Origin of the sequence: Kitasatospora sp. CB02891 (assembly GCF_002803145.1) — a bacterium.
Classification (GTDB): Bacteria; Actinomycetota; Actinomycetes; order Streptomycetales; family Streptomycetaceae; genus Kitasatospora; species Kitasatospora griseola.
The window spans coordinates 93,740-108,944 of record NZ_NNBO01000004.1 but is presented as its reverse complement, the minus strand read 5'-3'; the positions used below and the strand labels follow the sequence as shown (position 1 = coordinate 108,944).

Below are 15,205 nucleotides of genomic sequence, written 5' to 3'. Positions count from 1 at the left end.
CCGCGTTCAGGACCCGGTCAGCACCAGCGCGGAGGCGAAGCCGCCGCGGCCGCGGGCCAGCACCAGCGCGGTGCCGATCTCCAGCGACCGGGGGGCGCCCGCCACCAGGTCGAGCCGCGGATCCACCCGGCCGGGCGGCACCGCGGCCACCGCGGGGACCAGCCCGTCGCGGATCGCCAGCAGCGCCGTGGCGACGTCCAGCGGGCCGCCGCCGGACAGCAGCCGCCCGGTCAGCGCCTTCGGGGCGGCCACCGGCACGCCGCGCTCGCCGAACAGCGTGCACAGCGCGTCCGCCTCGGCCCGGTCGAGCGCCGAGGTGCCCGCCGCGTCGGCGAACACCACGTCCACGTCCCGCGCGCTGCGCCCGGCGTCGGCGAGCGCCTGCCGGGCCGCCCGCACCAGCCCGTCGCCGCCCGGCCCCGCCGGGTCGGGGTCGAAGGCCGCGCCGTACCCGGCGAGCGTGCCGTACAGCCGCGGCGCCCCGCGGCGCTCGGCGTCCTCCCGGCTCTCCAGCACCAGCACCGCGCCGCCCTCGCCGATCGCATGGCCGGCGCTGTCCAGGTGGAACGGCAGGTAGGCGCGCTCCGGGTCGGTGCCGGTGCCGACCTCGCCGGTGGACGACTGGATCGCCACCCCGTACGGGCAGATCAGCCCGTCCAGGCCGCCCGCGGTCATCACCGCGGTGCCCTTGCGGACCCGGCGCCGGGCGTAGCCGAGCGCGTCCAGGCCGCCGGCCTGCTCGGAGACCACCACCCCGCTGGGGCCCTGCATGCCGTACCGGATGGAGATCTGGCCGGTGTGCACGGCGTAGTACCAGGCGAAGGACATGTAGGCGCTGACCGACTCCCAGCCGGTGCCCCACAGCGCCTGCAGTTCGCGCTGGCCGAACTCCAGGCCGCCGGTGGAGCTGGAGACCGCGACGCCCATCGAGTAGGACGGCAGTTCCTCGGGGACGATCTCGGCGTCCTCCAGGGCGAACTCGGCGGCGAACAGGGCCAGCCGGGTCAGCCGGTCGGTCTGCGGCATCAGCCGCCGGGTGAAGTCCTGCTCGGCGTCGAACTCCGGCACCTCGCCCGCGAGTTTGATCGGGTAGCGGGCGGTGTCGAACCGGCTGATCGGGCGGATGCCCGACTCCCCGGCCACGACGGCCTTCCAGTACTCCTCGGCGCCGACCCCGTTGGGGGCGGCCACGCCGATCCCGGTCACCACGACCTCGCTCATGCCGCACGCCCCGTTCCGGTCAGCACCATCGCGCTCTGGAAACCGCCGAACCCGCTGCCGACCGTCAGCACCGTGTCCAGCCGGCGCTCCCGGGCCACCAACGGCACGTAGTCCAGGTCGCACGCCGGATCCGGCTCGTGCAGGTTGGCGGTCGGCGGGACCAGCCCGTGCTGCATGGCGAGCGCGCAGGCCGCGATCTCGATCGAACCGATCGCGCCCAGCGAGTGCCCGACCATCGCCTTGATGCCGCTCATCGGCGTGCGGTAGGCGTGCTCGCCGAGGCTGCGCTTGACCGCCGCGGTCTCGTGGACGTCGTTCTGCCTGGTGCCCGAGCCGTGCGCGTTGACGTAGTCGACGGCGTCCGGGGCGACCCTGGCCTCGACCAGCGCCGCGTCGATGGCGTCGGCCATCTCCCGGCCGTCCGGCTTCAGCCCGGTCATGTGGAAGGCGTTGCAGCGGCTGGCGTAGCCGGCCACCTCGGCGTAGATCCGGGCGCCGCGCCGCCGGGCGTGCTCGTACTCCTCCAGCACCAGGACGGCCGCGCCCTCGCCGAGGATCAGGCCGTTGCGGGTGCGGTCGAAGGGGCGGCAGGCGGTCGCCGGGTCGTCGTTGCGGGTCGAGGTCGCCTTGATGACGTCGAAGCAGGTCAGGGTGATCGGCGAGATCGGCGCGTCGGTGGCCCCGGTGATCACCACGTCGGCGTCGCCGTCGCGGATCAGCTCGGCGGCGTAGCCCACCGAGTCGATGCCGGAGGTGCAGCCGGTGGAGACCACGGACGCCGGGCCGAGCGCGCCGGTGGTCAGCGCCACCTCGGCGGCGATCGAACTGGGCAGGAAGTAGTCGTACAGGTGCGGCACCGCGAAGGCCGGGTCGACCAGCCAGTCCGCACCGGAGTTGCTGAGCACCGCGTACTCCGACTCCATGGTGGTGGTGCCGCCGACGGCGCTGCCGATCGCGACGCCGGTGCGCTCCGCGAGCCGGCCGTCGATCTCCAGGCCGGAGTCGAGGACCGCCTCCAGCGCCGAGACCATGGCCAGCTGCGACACCCGGTCGGTGCGGCGCACCTGCTGACGGGTCAGGCCGAGCGCGAGCGGGTCGAAGTCGCACTCGGCGGCGACCCGGCAGCGGTGCCCGGAGGCGTCGAACCGGGTGATCTCCCGGGTCGCGGTGGTGCCGCTGCTGATCAGCTCCCAGAACGGCTGCCGTCCTACGCCGCCCGGCGCCGTGACGCCGATGCCGGTGATGACTGCCCTGCGGGTCATGCGTTCTCCTTCACTGCGGCAGCGAGCAGGTCCAGCTGCCGGACGTCGGTGGAGCACGGGATGAGGACGAGTTCGTCGCAGCCGGCCTGCCGGAAGCGGGCCACCTCCTGCCGGACGGCGTCCTCGGAGGTCAGCGCGGTACGGGCGATCAGGTCGGCCGCCGGACCGGCGAAGGCGTAGTAGGAGCGCAGGTGGTCCAGCGCCTCGTCCGGGCCCTGCGGGCCGAGCGCGTAGTAGGTCTGGGCGACCAGCCGGGGGCGGCCCGGGCGGCCGTGCGCCGTCCAGCACTCCCTGGCCTCGACGGCCCGCTCGGCGAACATCGCCGCGGAGGCGACCAGCACCGCGCCCTCGCCGTGCCGGGCCATCCGGTCCAGGGCGGCCCGGCTGCGGCCGCCGACCAGCACCGGGGGCGGGCCGGACGCGGGCCGCGGGCCGATCGCGCCGTCGTCCCAGAACGCGGCGAGGTCGGTCAGCAGCCGGTCGAGCGCGCGGCCCCGGCGGCGGAAGTCGGTGCCGCCGGCCTCGAAGTCGTCGGGACGGATCCCGGCCGCCACGCCGAGCACCAGCCGCCCGCCGGACAGCTGCTGCAGGGTGGCGAGCTGCTTGGCGAGCAGCGCCGTGTTGCCCCGGTAGCCGGGGACCAGCACCTGGGTGGCCAGCCGGATCCGGCGGGTGACCGCGGCGGCCGCGCCGAGCGCGAGCAGCGGCTCCCAGCCGTCGCAGACCAGCCGGTCGAGCACGGCCAGCGTCGAGAAGCCGCACTCCTCGGCCCGGCGGGCCCATTCGGCCAGTTCGGGCCCGGTCAGTTCGCCCGCCATGGTGGGCAGGCCGATTCCGATCTCCATCTCCCGCCCCCGCTCAGCGGGCCGCGAGCACGGCGTCGGTGTACGCGGTGGCGATCCGGTCGAAGCGCAGCGCGGCGTGCGTGGCGGCGACCGTGATGTCCCGCCAGTGGCGCTGCAGCGGGTGCGCGGCGTCCTGCGCGGCGGTGCCCGCGGTGCGGACCAGTTCGTGCGCGGTGTCGACCAGGACCCGGGCCGCGTGCGCCGTGTCGCGGGCGTTGCGGGCCGCGAACGGGCGGGCCCGGCCCTGGTCGAGCAGCAGCGCGGCCCGTTCGGCGAGCAGGGTGGCGGCGTCGACCTCGGCGGCGGCCCGGGCGAGGACCTGGTCGTTCAGCGGGGTCGGGCCGGCGCCGGGGGCGGACCGCCGGGCGGCGACCAGCGCCGTGTAGGCGTCGACCATGCCGGCCGCCGCGCCGAGCACCGGCGCCAGGCAGGTGAGCCCGCCCAGGGACATCAGCGGGACGGCGTGCTGCGGGCGGTCCGAGGTCCGGTTGACCCCGCCCACCACCTCGGCCAGCGGCACGGTCCGGTGCTCGGGCACCCACACGTCGGACAGCACCACGGTGTGGCTGCCGGTGGCCCGCATGCCGACGGTGTCCCAGCTCTCCTCGACCGCGAAGTCGGCGCGCGGCACGGCGAAGAACCGCGGCGGCGGCGCGCCCGGCCCGGGGGTCGGCCCGGCCAGCAGCGCCCAGTCGGCGAACAGCGCGCCGCTCACGTACGACCAGCGGCCGTCCAGCCGGAAGCCGCCGTCGACGGCCTCCGCCCGGCCGCTGGGGACCAGCCCGGACACCCAGAGCACGTCCGGGCTGTCGCCCCAGGCCTCCTCCTGCCCGGCGAGCGGGAGGTGCGCGGAGAACCGGGCGCTGTAGGCGAACATCGAGCCGCACCAGGCGGCGGAGGCGCAGGCCCGGCCGACCCGGGTCATCGCCGCGGTCAGCTCCGCGAAGGTGCCCTCGGCGCCGCCCCACCGGGCCGGCACGAAGTGCCGCGGGTAGCCGGCCGCGGTCAGCGCCTTGACGGTCTCCGGGTCGAGCGCGCCGCCGCGGTCCGCCTCCCGGGCGTACCGCCCGGCCGACTCCGCCGCGAGGGCGGCACGGGCCGCCTGGTCGTCGGTCAGGATCTCTGTCACGTCATCGGTTCCTCACCCCGCGCTGCGCCGGGCAGCCGCGGACGGTCCATCCGGCTCCGGCCGGCACCGGAAGGGTGGCCGGAGCGCTTCGACGTCCGATCCAGCCGTGTTGGAAGGCCCCGCCCCGGCGGCGCCCGTCCCGGCCGCCTCGAACCGGCCTGTACCGGACGTCGAACGGCCCGCGCCAGGGTGGCCGACGGCCCCGCGGTCCAGGGGCCCCGACCCGCGAAGGAGGGCCCGTGCCCGAACAGCAGCAGATCCCGGACGTCCGGAAGTCGGTGACGGTGAACGCCACCCCCGAGGAGTGCTTCCGGGCGTTCACCGAACGCCTCGCCGAGTGGTGGCCGCCGTCGCACGTCCTGCTGGAGAAGGAGCGGGCCGGCCTGGCCTTCGAGCCGGGCGTCGGCGGCCGCTACTACGAGTGGGACGTCGACGGCAACGAGATCGACTGGGGCGTGGTCCTGGTCTGGGAGCCGCCGCACCGGCTGGCGATGACCTGGCGGGTGGACGGCCGCTTCCGGTCGATCCCCGACGACGAGCGGGCCAGCGAGATCGAGGTGGAGTTCACCCCGACCGACGACGGCACCCTGGTCTCCCTCGCGCACGTCCGCCTGCACAAGCACGGCCCCGACGCCGAGCGGATCTTCTCCGCCCTCGACGGGCCCAGCCCGGGCGAGACCCTGGCGCGCTTCGCCCAGGTGCTCTGATGCGGACCGGCTCCCCGCAGCGGGCCGGCCGGGCGCCCCACCCGGGTGAGCCGGACGCCGCCGGGCTGCGCCAGGCCATGGGCCGCTTCCCGACCGGGGTGACCTTGCTGACCTGCGGATACGGCGGCGAGACCACCGCGATGACGCTGAACAGCCTGGTGTCGGTGTCGCTGGACCCGCTGCTGGTGCTGGTGTCGGTCAACCGCGAAGGCCGGATGCGGCCCCTGGTGTCCAAGGCCGGGACGTTCGCGGTGAACCTGCTCACCGACCGGCAGCGCGAGCTCGCGCTGGCCTTCGCCCGGCCGGACCGGCCCGAGGGCGAGGCCGCGGTCCGGCGCACCGCCGCCGTCGAGGGCGCCACCGGGAACGCGGTGCTGCCCTCGGCGCTGGCCGGCCTCGAATGCGAACTGCACGCCGAGGTCGAGGCCGGCGACCACGTCCTGCTGATCGGCCGGGTGGTGACGATCCACCTCGGCGACCGGGGCACGCCGCCGCTGGTCTTCCACCGCGGCTCGTTCACCGGCCTGGCCGCCCCCGCCGACGGGGACGACCCCGGGCCCGCCCACCGCCCCCGGCAGTCCGGGGCCGACCGACCCCTTACGGAGGAACCATGACCGTGCCGCCCGGACCCCCGACCCTGCGGGAGATCGCCGCCGGCGTGTACGCCTTCGAGCAGCTGCCGGGCGGCTGGTGCCTGAACAACGCCGGGCTGATCGTCGACGACGGCCGCTCGGTGCTGATCGACACCGCCGCCACCGAAGCCCGCGCGCGGCAGCTGCGCGCCGAGGTCGAACGGATCGCCCCCGACGGCCCCGACCTGGTGGTGAACACCCACTTCCACGGCGACCACGTGTTCGGCAACGCGGTGTTCCCGTCACGGGCCACCGTGATAGCCCACGAGGGCACCCGCGCGGACATCGCCGAGGCCGGACTCGGCCTGCGCGGCATCTGGCCGGACGTCGACTGGGGCGACACCGGCCTGCGGCTGCCCGACCTGACCTTCCGCGACCGGCTGGTGCTGCGGACCGGCCGACTGACCGTCGAACTGCTGCAGGTCGGCCCCGCCCACACCCCCGACGACGTGGTGGCCTGGGTCCCCGAACGCGGCGTGCTGTTCACCGGCGACGTCGCCTGGTCCGGCGTCACCCCGTACGTGCTGATGGGCTCGATCGAGGGCTCGCTGCGCGCCCTGGACCGGCTGCTCGCGCTGGAGCCGCAGGTCGTCGTCCCCGGCCACGGACCGGTCGGCGGGACCGAGGTGCTGCACGCCACCGCCGCGTACCTGCGCTGGCTCCGGGACCTCGCCGGGGCCGGGCGCAAAGCCGGCCGGTCCGCCCTGGAGACCGCCCGCGCCGCCGACCTCGGCCCCTACGCGGCCCTGGTCGACGCCGAGCGGCTGGTCGGCAACCTGCACCGGGCGTACGCCGAGCTCGACGGCCTCGCCCCGGGCGAACGGCTCGACGTGGCAGCCTCGTTCCGCGAGATGGCCGCCTACCACGGGGGGCTCCCGCAGTGCCACGCCTGACCGCACCCCCGCAGGCCCCGGCCGGCGGGTACGGGATCCTCGGCACCGGCTCGTACCTGCCGCCGGTGGTGGTGCCGAACGGGCCGGTCGCCGCCGCCGCCGGGGTCACCGACGAGTGGATCGTCCGCAAGACCGGCATCCGGGAACGCCGGCACGCCCGCCCCGACCAGGCCGCCTCCGACCTCGCGGCGCACGCCGCGACCGCCGCACTGGCCACGGCCGGGATCGACCCCGGCGCGGTCGGCCTCGTGCTGGTCGCCACCTCCACCCCCGACCATCCGCAGCCCGCCACCGCCAACCTGGTCCAGCACCTGATCGGCGCGGACCGCGCCGCCGCGTTCGACCTGAACGCGGTGTGCAGCGGATTCGTCTACGCCCTGGAGGTCGCCCGCACCCTGCTCCCCGGACTCGGCCCCACCCCGTACGCGCTCGTCATCGGCGTCGACGTGTACTCACGGATCCTCGACCCCACCGACCGCCGCACCGCCGTCCTGTTCGGCGACGGCGCCGGCGCCGTCCTGCTCGGCCCCACCCCGGACGGGCCCGGCCTGCACCCGGCGATCCTGCGCGGCGTCGGCGCCGAGCACCGCCTGATCGGCGTGCAGGCCGGCGGCAGCCGCCTCCCCGCCTCGGCCCGCACCGTCGCCGACGGCTCCCACCACTTCCGGATGGACGGCCGCGCCGTCCGCGCCTTCGTCGCCGAGGAACTGCCCGCCCTCGTCCACGACACCCTCGCCGCCCACCGCCTCCCCGCCCCCGACCTCGACCACTTCATCCCCCACCAGGCCAACGGCGTCATGCTCGACGAACTCGCCCCCCGACTCGGCCTGCGCCCCGACACCCTCCGCCGCACCGTCACCCACTACGGCAACACCGGCGCCGCCTCCATCCCCCTCACCCTCGACGCCACCTTCCGCGCTGGCCTCCTCGCCCCCGGCCACCACCTCCTCCTCGCCGCCTTCGGCGGCGGCATGAACCTCGCCGCCACCCTCTGCACCTGGACCGGCCCCCGCCACGGACCGGCGATCGACCGACCGGCCGCCAACGGTCGCCCGGAGGAACGGAATTGTCAGAACAGCGCACCCGCCACCGGAGAGCCCCGCCCCTCGACCGCCTCGGCCTCGACACCTTGACCGGACGCCCGACCGGCAGCCCGACCCCGCGGCGCCGGTTCCGGCGTCGTCGTCGCCTTAGGATGCGGACCATGGACAGCACCACGCCAGCACCCGGGGATCCCCTACCTTCGACGACGCGGCGAACCCGCTGGCAGGAGGCGGGAAACAGCGGGGGCTTCGGCAAGCGGTTCGCCGAACTCGTCTCCTCCGGTGAGGACATCGACGGCGAAGCCCGACTCGCCGACACACTCCTGCCACGCGGCGCCCGGGTCCTCGACGCCGGCGCCGGCATGGGCCGGGTCACCGCGGCACTCCTGCGGCGAGGACACGACGTGGTCGCGATCGAGCCCGACGAGGCACTGGTCCGGCAGGCCCGGGAAACCTACCCCGGGCTCCCCATCGAGGAACGCGACATCCTCGACCTCGGCCCCGACGACGGCCCCTTCGACCTGGTCGTCTGCGTCGGCAACGTCATGCTCTACCTGGCCGAGAACACCGAACGCGACGCCCTGCGCGCCATGCGCACCGTCCTCACCGACACCGGCCGACTCCTGATCGGCTTCCACCTCCAGGACGCACCCCCGCACGCCCGCGCCTACACCCCCGCAGACTTCGAGGCAGACCTGACAGCCGCCGGCCTCCACGTCGACCTCCGGGCAGGCACCTACCAACTGCACCCCGCCAACGACACCTACAGCGTCTGGATCCTGAGCCGCGCCCAGGATTGATCCCTCTCCCGAGGTAGCCCTCCAGATGTGAATTCGCAAGCATGATTCCCTTCAGCCGGGCCGCGACGGATCGCCACGGCCCGGGGATATGAGCGGGTGTCAGGATCAGCTCGGCAGGAAGCGGCCGCGCTCCCGGTGCCAGGAGACGGTCAGGGCGTCAACCGGTCCTCAACGTCAGGGGTGAACGGGTCCGCCGTAAAGGTTCCCGGCCCCTTCGATCCTGTCCGCGCGATCAGCGCCCGCCGTACGGCGACGGGGGTGACGCCGAGGGCAGTCATCAGCTCCGTGGACCACCCTGAGCCCTTCGGTCACCAGAGCGGCGAGGCTCACCGTGTGCACCGCCGGAAGGGGCCCTTCGTCGTCCACGGCATCGAGGAGAGTGCGACCTGCCACGCACTCCATCGCCGTCCACGGCCGGTCGGCGTACGGATCCGCGCCCAGGAAGCATGCGGCCCTGGCGGCTCTGTCCCCGTTCCCTGTCGGTTGCCACGCCTTCATCGAGCTGGACGAGGTCGAGCACGACGCGTTCGAACCGGAGTCCGGCCCGGACGAAGCGGACGGCGGCGCTCTCGTCATCACCGACGAGCGGCAGGTCGCGTACTGGACTGACGGGCTGCGCCTGCTGATGCCGCGCTGGGACAGGCTCCAGGAGTTGACGGTCGGCTACGCCCGAGGGATCCGCCCCGACCCGATTCTCCCGTTCATCGGCCACTGGACACCTTGGCTGCCCGGCAGCCGTGCGGCGCTGGCGAGCGTGACACAGGAAAAGTCGTTCGACGTCACGCTGCGCGCCGAAGGCGACGCACTCACGGCCTCCTACGGGGATCTGCCGCTGTCCGACCTGAACGCCACCCCCCGGGACTACTTCGATCGCACGACACTGCAGGTGCGGAACACGGGCGGACGGGCCACGGCCCGCGCGGAGGAGCAGCAAGGGTCGCTGAAGGTGCTCGTGGAGGACAGCCGGCCGCTGCCCGAACGCAGCACAGGTCGTTGACGGCCGAGGTGCTGCGAGTACCCCGGTCGGCGAGAACAACAGCTCACCGACCGGAGGGCCGCGAGGACTGCTGACGGCGCGGGGCCGGCTGCCGCGTGTCGGCAGCCGGTCAGCGGGCGAGGACGTGGCCGTCGTCGGGGCGGTGGTCGCGGGAGCGGCGCAGGTCGGTGGTGACGTAGGTGCGCTGGAGCCAGCGGTCCGCTCCGTCGTAGCGGGGCCGGAAGGCGGTGCGGCCGTGGACGGTGACGCGGTTGTCGAGGACGACCAGGTCACCGGGGGTCAGGCGCAGGGTGCGGGCGGTCGCCTCGCAGGCGCGGCCGAACTCGACGAGTGCGGCGGCGGCCCGAGGGGTGAGCGGCGTGGTGACGAGTTGGGCCATGCAGATGTCCGGGTCGTCGGCCGCACCGAACAGCACCGGCACGGGCTCGGGTGCGTCCCCGCTCGCGTCGGGGGCGAACGAGGGCGGTGGTGCGGTGATGAACTCCGGTGCGAACAGGGCCTCGCGGCCGGCCGGGGTGAGCAGCGGCAGCGCTCGGCGGATGCCGGCGACGCGCATGCCGGCCGTCCCGTCGTGGTCGGCGCGCAGGCACAGGAAGACCACGTAGTCGGGCGGGTGGGGGTGGAAGCCGTTCTCGCTGTGGAAGGACAGCGGCGCCGATCCGGCGTTGCCGTGGAAGGACTCCTGTCCGGGCACCGGGACGACGTCCTGCACGAGGGCCCCGGACTTCTCGGCCCGGTAGGCGAGCGGCTCGCCGAGACCGCAGGCCACCATGGCGAGCAGCGCGGCCGGGACGGTCGCCCGGCGCTGCACCGAGCCGGGTACGGCCGGTGTCGGGGGCAGCGTCGCCCGGCCGACGGGCAGGCCGCCGATCACCAGGGTGCCGTGCGGGCCGGAGTGCCTGCGGAACCGTCGCAGTGCACGGCGCAGCGGCAGCGGGAGTTCGTCCCAGGCGTCTCTGGCCCGGTCCACCCATGCGGGGTTGTCGACCTGGTCGGGTCCGTCGGTGCACAGGGTGCGGGCCAATTGCTCGCAGGCGTGGGCGTCGGCGGGATCGAGTTGCCGGTCGGCGGCGGTGGCGGTGCGCCGTTCGGCGCCTGGCGTCGTCTCGGTCATCGGTCTCCTGCCGAAGAGGGCTGCGGGGCGCGGGTTTCAGGGGTGGCGCAGGCCGGCCACGGCGTCGGCGATGTAGTGGTCGCCGAAGCGGATCAGTGGGGCGTACTGGGCGGCGCGGCGGTGGCGCATGAGCCGCAGTTCGGCGACGGCGTTGTCGGGGCCCTCCGGCCGTTGGGCGATGGAGCGGCGCAGGTGGACCATCGAGTAGGCGAGGGTGACGTGCCGTTCGGCGTCCACGATGTCGGCTTCCAGCAGGGCGCCGCAGGCGTCGGCCAACTCCGGCGATCGGGCGGCCAGTTGATCGTAGGAGTCGGGCAGTGCCGTCAGCAGGTCCTTCATCGCGGCGCGGAACAGCTTGTAGCCCCGGTGCTGGCGCCCGCTGAGCGGGACGTCCGTGGACGGGGGCGCCATGGTCCGGCGGATCTCCGCCATGTAGTGGTCGGCGGGGATCGTACTGGCGTGATTCATCGCCGCCGGGAAGCCGCGCACGTACACCGTCGCGTCCGCCAACCGGGTCAGTGCGGCATCGGCATCGCCGTGGCGCAGGCGGCGAGTGGCGTCGGCCACGGCGACGGCGGCGCAGACGTTGAACAGGACATGGACCTGGTGCCCGATGAGCCAGCGGGCGCTCCACACGCTCTCCAGCGACGGGCCCGGGCCGGATTCGGGCGCGGCCGCCGGCGGGACGGGCTCGGGGCCTGCGCCGGGCGCCGTGCCGGTGAGGTCGAGCACGGCCTGCCGCATCCCGGCCGTCTCCAGCGCCAGGTCGGCACCCGACAGCGGCGCTTCGCGCAGGTCCTCCAGGCCGCGGTGGACGACCAGGGCGCCGTGCAGGGCAGCCTGTTGGTCCGACAACTCCACCTCGCGGACCCGGAAGTACGACTGACTGGTCGACTCCGCCGGCACGTCCTCACCGGCCACGGCCGGAGCCAGCGCCGACAGCGCGCCCACCAACTCCCCCGCCGTCGCCGCGGCCTGCCGCAGCGCGGCGGCCCGCTCGGCGGGCCTGCCATGGGTCGCCACCTCGGCCAGCACACGGGCGGTCCGCCGCGCCTCGGCCTCGACCGCAAGGCCCAGTGCCGGAGAGGGCCGCCCGCCCCGGGGTTCACGGAAGACAGCGACGGCAGGGTGATCAGCAAGCGGAGGTAAGCCCATGGTGGACATGGTTCGCCAGAAACCCGCCGCCCGAAACCTGGACGACAGGGAACTTCCTTACCTGCCAACGTAATTGACCGACCGGGCCGGCGGCCGCCGCCGGCGCGGGGATCGCCGGGCGCATGGGCGCGCGGGCGGTGGCGGGCCCGACCATGGACCGGGAGCGACCTCGGAAGGCGCCGCCGCTCCCCGCCCGGCGAATCCACGCGGCGCCGCGCCCAAGCCCCGGTGGAACGGCGGCCGCCACGGATCCGCCACGGCGGTTGGGAGCTCAGGGGTTCAGCCGAGCCCGAAGTGGATTCCCTCCCCGGGCTCCCGGACGGAGATCTGGTCGGGCACGTCGTCGAACAGGACGAGCAGCACGTCAGGGCCGGCGTGCGGGGGTCGGGGCGACTGCGCCGGGGCGGGTGCCGGGTCGGGCGTGTGGAGCTGCGCCACGCCGTTCGACCAGGCGAATCGGGCCGCGCGCGCCGCGCCGGAACTGTCCACGACGGGCAGTTCGGCCGGAACGTACCTCCCACCGCTCACGACGACCACGGGTCGGCCGTCCCGGTACTCGATCGACAGGGCCGCGATGTCCTCGGGTTCGACCTGGCTCGCCGGAACCAACGCCGGCTCGGGCGCCGTTGCCCCGAGGGGCGCAGAGATCCCGAGGTTGGCCATCTGCTCGGGTGACATCTGCATCTTGGCGGGGCCCTTGGCGTTGGGCTCGGTCTCGGACACGGCGTCTCCTCACTGAACGGCCCGCTGCCGTTGCGCCGACATCCTTCCATGACGGAGCGTCAGGACACCGTCACCGTCACCCACGCCCCATGTCGGAGTTGGGGCCGGACGGCTCGGAGGACCTGCCGATCCGCGCCCTCATCGTCATCGCCACCGACTCCGACGACCGCCGCTCCGTGGCCGGCTTCTGCGGCGCCATGATGCTCGTCGCCGCCGTCCAGCACAGCTCCCTGCGCTCCACCACCGGCTCGACCGGCGTCGTCCACGCCGAGTACTTCTACTTCATCCGCTGCCTCGCCATCGCCCTGGCCGCCCGCCCGCTCACCGCCGGTCAGTCCTGCGGGCGATCCTGCGATCGGGACTCGGGGGCGGTCTCGTCGGTCGTGCCGGTGAACGCGGCGCGGTGGTGGGACTCGTTCTCCTGGGCGAGGCGTCGCAGGACCGCCAGGACCGGTTCGAGCAGCAGGACGACGATGGCGGCGTACTCGGCGAGCCGGAGGCGGTCGTCGATGTGTTCGAGCCGGTCGAGGTCGAGCCTGGCGACGGCGGCGGCCGGTTCGGCGTAGGGCAGCAGGTCCTCGGTGCTGTACTCCAGACCGAGGCGGCTGAGGTCCATCAGGCTCGCGGCGAGCGCGCGGCGGTGCGGCGAGTCCGCGGAGACGTCCCAGCCCAGCGCCGTGAGCAGCTGGTCGACCCGCGGCATGTGCTCGTCCACCGCGTCCGTCTCCGCGGCGTCGACGGGAGTGGGCAGCGAGTAGTGCACGACCTTGAGCGTGTCGAGCGGTTCGAGCGGCTGGTCCATCGCGGTGACGATGTCGCGGGTGGCCGCGATCGACAGGCCGCCCCGGGAGGTCAGGGCGCGGATCAGCCGCAGGCGCTGGACGTGCTCGTCGCCGTACAGGGTCAGCGTGGCCCCGAGGGGCCGGCCGGGCGGCAACAGGCCCTCACGCAGGTAGTACTTGATCGTCCCGACCGGTGTCCCGGACAGGCGGCTCAGGTCAGAGATCCTCATGCGCTCACTCACTCGAACGGTTCCGCGGGCGTCCGCGCGTGACCAGTCTCCCAGGTCCCCAGCTGGACGCACCTGTTCGATAGTGCAACTATCTACCTAGAAAGTGAAAGTTTCCAGAAGGTGCGCTGACCAGCAGCGCCGCCGGAAGCCACCGTCCTCGCACCCCGGCGCCGCTGCGGGCGCGACACCGCGACTGGAGCACCATGTCCGAGCCGACCCACGCCCTCACGACGAGCGCCCGCGGGCTGCTGCGCCGCCGGAGCCTGTGGATACCCTCCGCAGTGATCCTCGGCCTGCTGTCGTTCGTCCTGTCGCTGCTCTACCTGGGCGCCAACAACGACCCGGTCGGCTCGATGAAGAACCTGCCGATCGCCATCGTCAACGAGGACCGGGGCACGCAGGCGGCCGGCCGGCCGATCGACCTGGGCACCCAGCTCACCGCCCAGATCACCGGCGCCGCCGACCTGCGGGGGAAGGTCGACTGGAAGCAGGTCGACCGCCACACCGCCGACGACCTCATGGGCAACGGCAAGGTGTTCGGCGCACTCGTCATCCCGGACGACTTCTCCGCCTCCGTGGCCGCGCTGGCCGGCCCGCTCCAGCAGGGCGCACACCCGCCGACCATGACGGTGCTCACCAACCCGGCCGCCGGAAGCTTCGGTTCCAACATGGCCTCCGAGATCAACCGCCAGGTCATCCAGTCCGCCTCCACCCAGCTCGGCGACCGGCTCACCCAGCAGCTGGCCCAGCAGGCCGCACAGCACCCCGCACAGCAGGCGGGCGCGCCGGGCACCGCCGCCGAGCTGATGATCACCGACCCGATCAGGACCACCGTCCAGGCCGGCCACCCGCTCGGCGACCACAGCGGCCTCGGGATGAGCGCCTTCTTCTACACCCTCGTCCTCGTCCTCGGCGGCATGCTCGGCGCCAACGTGATCCACGCCCAGCTGGACACGGCCCTCGGCTGGCTCGCCAACGAGAAGGGCCCGTTCCGCAGCATCAGGCCCGTCCAGCACCTCAGCCGCGTCGGCCACTTCACGGTCGCCTCCGTCCTCATGGTCGCCCTGTCGATGCTCACCTCCGCACTCGCCATGGCCGCGGCGGTCGGCGTCATCGGCATCGACGCCTCCCACCTGCCGATGCTGTGGCTCTTCGGAACCTGCGCCACGGCCGCGATGGGCATCACCGCGCTGGCCCTGCTCGCCGCATTCGGCACGCCGGGCCCCATCGTGTCCATGCTGATCCTGATCGGCCTCGCCGTTCCGTCCGCCGGCGGCACCGTCCCGCTGCAGGCCCTGCCCTCCTTCTACCGGTTCCTCGCCGAGTTCGAGCCCTTCCGCCAGGTGGTCGACGGCGTCCGCGCCATCCTCTACTTCGACGCCCGGACCGGTGCCGGACTCGGCCGCGCCTGGACCATGGTCGGCATCGGGTTCGCCCTCACCCTCGCCCTCGGCCTCGTCGTCACCCGCCTCTACGACCGCAAGGGCCACCACCGGTCCGCAGCTCAGCTGCCGACCCCGCAGCCGGCCCCGATCGGCTGACCCGTACCTGCGGACCCGACGCCGGCCTCGCGCCGACGTCGGGCCGACGGCTGCGCGACCGCTCCGCCCCGACAGCCGGGCCGTCTGCGGCCGTTCACCCCGACCCGGCGAAGAACAACGAACGCTGTGGA

At 74.3% G+C, this 15,205-nt stretch carries 15 protein-coding genes; 7 read left to right on the top strand and 8 right to left on the bottom strand.

Annotated features, from left to right (window positions below):
• Nucleotides 1-6: 6 nt before the first annotated feature.
• Genes CG736_RS11630 through CG736_RS11615 form a run of 4 tightly spaced genes read right to left on the bottom strand, consistent with a single transcriptional unit; the run spans nucleotide 7 to nucleotide 4,457 of the window.
• Nucleotides 7-1,221 carry a ketosynthase chain-length factor gene (locus tag CG736_RS11630; protein WP_100586109.1) on the bottom strand — a complete coding sequence of 405 codons (1,215 nt, stop codon included), beginning with the start codon at nucleotides 1,219-1,221 and terminating at the stop codon, nucleotides 7-9.
• The gene (locus tag CG736_RS11625; RefSeq protein WP_100586108.1) at nucleotides 1,218-2,483 is read right to left on the bottom strand and encodes a beta-ketoacyl synthase; all 1,266 of its coding nucleotides are present in this window, start codon (nucleotides 2,481-2,483) and stop codon (nucleotides 1,218-1,220) included. The genes CG736_RS11630 and CG736_RS11625 overlap by 4 nt, the downstream gene beginning before the upstream one ends.
• On the bottom strand, nucleotides 2,480-3,328 hold the full coding sequence (locus CG736_RS11620) for an LLM class flavin-dependent oxidoreductase (RefSeq protein WP_043910448.1): 849 nt from the start codon (nucleotides 3,326-3,328) through the stop codon (nucleotides 2,480-2,482). Before CG736_RS11620 ends, CG736_RS11625 begins: the two co-directional genes overlap by 4 nt.
• Before the next feature lie 13 nt (nucleotides 3,329-3,341).
• Complete coding sequence (locus tag CG736_RS11615; RefSeq protein WP_100586107.1) at nucleotides 3,342-4,457, bottom strand: acyl-CoA dehydrogenase family protein; 1,116 nt, start codon at nucleotides 4,455-4,457, stop codon at nucleotides 3,342-3,344.
• Nucleotides 4,458-4,696: 239 nt separating this feature from the next.
• On the opposite strand from CG736_RS11615, the gene CG736_RS11610 reads away from it, so the two are divergent.
• The 6 genes from CG736_RS11610 to CG736_RS11585 all read left to right on the top strand — a co-directional run bounded on the left by CG736_RS11610 (nucleotide 4,697) and on the right by CG736_RS11585 (nucleotide 9,529).
• On the top strand, nucleotides 4,697-5,164 hold the full coding sequence (locus CG736_RS11610) for an SRPBCC domain-containing protein (protein ID WP_157815525.1): 468 nt from the start codon (nucleotides 4,697-4,699) through the stop codon (nucleotides 5,162-5,164).
• A complete protein-coding gene (locus CG736_RS11605; RefSeq protein ID WP_100586105.1) occupies nucleotides 5,164-5,778 on the top strand; it encodes a flavin reductase family protein in 615 nt (204 codons plus the stop codon). Before CG736_RS11610 ends, CG736_RS11605 begins: the two co-directional genes overlap by 1 nt.
• A complete protein-coding gene (locus tag CG736_RS11600; protein WP_100586104.1) occupies nucleotides 5,775-6,689 on the top strand; it encodes an MBL fold metallo-hydrolase in 915 nt (304 codons plus the stop codon). Before CG736_RS11605 ends, CG736_RS11600 begins: the two co-directional genes overlap by 4 nt.
• Entirely contained in the window at nucleotides 6,677-7,822 is a 1,146-nt protein-coding gene (locus tag CG736_RS11595) for a 3-oxoacyl-ACP synthase III family protein (protein ID WP_232733939.1), read from the top strand. Before CG736_RS11600 ends, CG736_RS11595 begins: the two co-directional genes overlap by 13 nt.
• A gap of 71 nt (nucleotides 7,823-7,893) precedes the next feature.
• Nucleotides 7,894-8,532: a bifunctional 2-polyprenyl-6-hydroxyphenol methylase/3-demethylubiquinol 3-O-methyltransferase UbiG gene (locus tag CG736_RS11590; protein ID WP_198520451.1), complete on the top strand. Its 639-nt coding sequence runs from the start codon at nucleotides 7,894-7,896 to the stop codon at nucleotides 8,530-8,532.
• Between the two features lie 379 nt (nucleotides 8,533-8,911).
• Nucleotides 8,912-9,529, top strand: coding sequence for a hypothetical protein (locus CG736_RS11585; protein ID WP_100586102.1), 618 nt, complete (start codon nucleotides 8,912-8,914; stop codon nucleotides 9,527-9,529).
• A gap of 109 nt (nucleotides 9,530-9,638) precedes the next feature.
• Here the strand turns inward: CG736_RS11585 and CG736_RS11580 are convergent, their stop codons facing one another.
• The 4 genes from CG736_RS11580 to CG736_RS11565 form a co-directional block, all read right to left on the bottom strand.
• A complete protein-coding gene (locus CG736_RS11580; RefSeq protein WP_100586101.1) occupies nucleotides 9,639-10,643 on the bottom strand; it encodes a clavaminate synthase family protein in 1,005 nt (334 codons plus the stop codon).
• Nucleotides 10,644-10,679: 36 nt separating this feature from the next.
• On the bottom strand, nucleotides 10,680-11,666 hold the full coding sequence (locus tag CG736_RS11575) for a hypothetical protein (protein ID WP_232733938.1): 987 nt from the start codon (nucleotides 11,664-11,666) through the stop codon (nucleotides 10,680-10,682).
• Nucleotides 11,667-12,077: 411 nt separating this feature from the next.
• On the bottom strand, nucleotides 12,078-12,521 hold the full coding sequence (locus CG736_RS11570) for a hypothetical protein (protein ID WP_100586100.1): 444 nt from the start codon (nucleotides 12,519-12,521) through the stop codon (nucleotides 12,078-12,080).
• Between the two features lie 331 nt (nucleotides 12,522-12,852).
• Nucleotides 12,853-13,533, bottom strand: coding sequence for a MerR family transcriptional regulator (locus CG736_RS11565; protein ID WP_100586099.1), 681 nt, complete (start codon nucleotides 13,531-13,533; stop codon nucleotides 12,853-12,855).
• Nucleotides 13,534-13,736: 203 nt separating this feature from the next.
• Here CG736_RS11565 and CG736_RS11560 point away from each other — a divergent pair, with 203 nt between their 5' ends.
• Nucleotides 13,737-15,074, top strand: coding sequence for a YhgE/Pip domain-containing protein (locus tag CG736_RS11560; protein ID WP_100586098.1), 1,338 nt, complete (start codon nucleotides 13,737-13,739; stop codon nucleotides 15,072-15,074).
• The last annotated feature ends 131 nt before the right edge of the window (nucleotides 15,075-15,205 follow it).

Excerpts from the sequence above, each read along its gene's own strand:
- CG736_RS11605 (WP_100586105.1), top strand. The coding sequence starts at position 5,164 with ATGCGGACCGGCTCCCCGCAGCGGGCCGGCCGGGCGCCCCACCCGGGT.
- CG736_RS11580 (WP_100586101.1), bottom strand. The coding sequence starts at position 10,643 with ATGACCGAGACGACGCCAGGCGCCGAACGGCGCACCGCCACCGCCGCC.
- CG736_RS11625 (WP_100586108.1), bottom strand. The coding sequence starts at position 2,483 with ATGACCCGCAGGGCAGTCATCACCGGCATCGGCGTCACGGCGCCGGGC.
- CG736_RS11630 (WP_100586109.1), bottom strand. The coding sequence starts at position 1,221 with ATGAGCGAGGTCGTGGTGACCGGGATCGGCGTGGCCGCCCCCAACGGG.
- CG736_RS11600 (WP_100586104.1), top strand. The coding sequence starts at position 5,775 with ATGACCGTGCCGCCCGGACCCCCGACCCTGCGGGAGATCGCCGCCGGC.
- CG736_RS11565 (WP_100586099.1), bottom strand. The coding sequence starts at position 13,533 with ATGAGGATCTCTGACCTGAGCCGCCTGTCCGGGACACCGGTCGGGACG.
- CG736_RS11590 (WP_198520451.1), top strand. The coding sequence starts at position 7,894 with ATGGACAGCACCACGCCAGCACCCGGGGATCCCCTACCTTCGACGACG.
- CG736_RS11620 (WP_043910448.1), bottom strand. The coding sequence starts at position 3,328 with ATGGAGATCGGAATCGGCCTGCCCACCATGGCGGGCGAACTGACCGGG.
- CG736_RS11560 (WP_100586098.1), top strand. The coding sequence starts at position 13,737 with ATGTCCGAGCCGACCCACGCCCTCACGACGAGCGCCCGCGGGCTGCTG.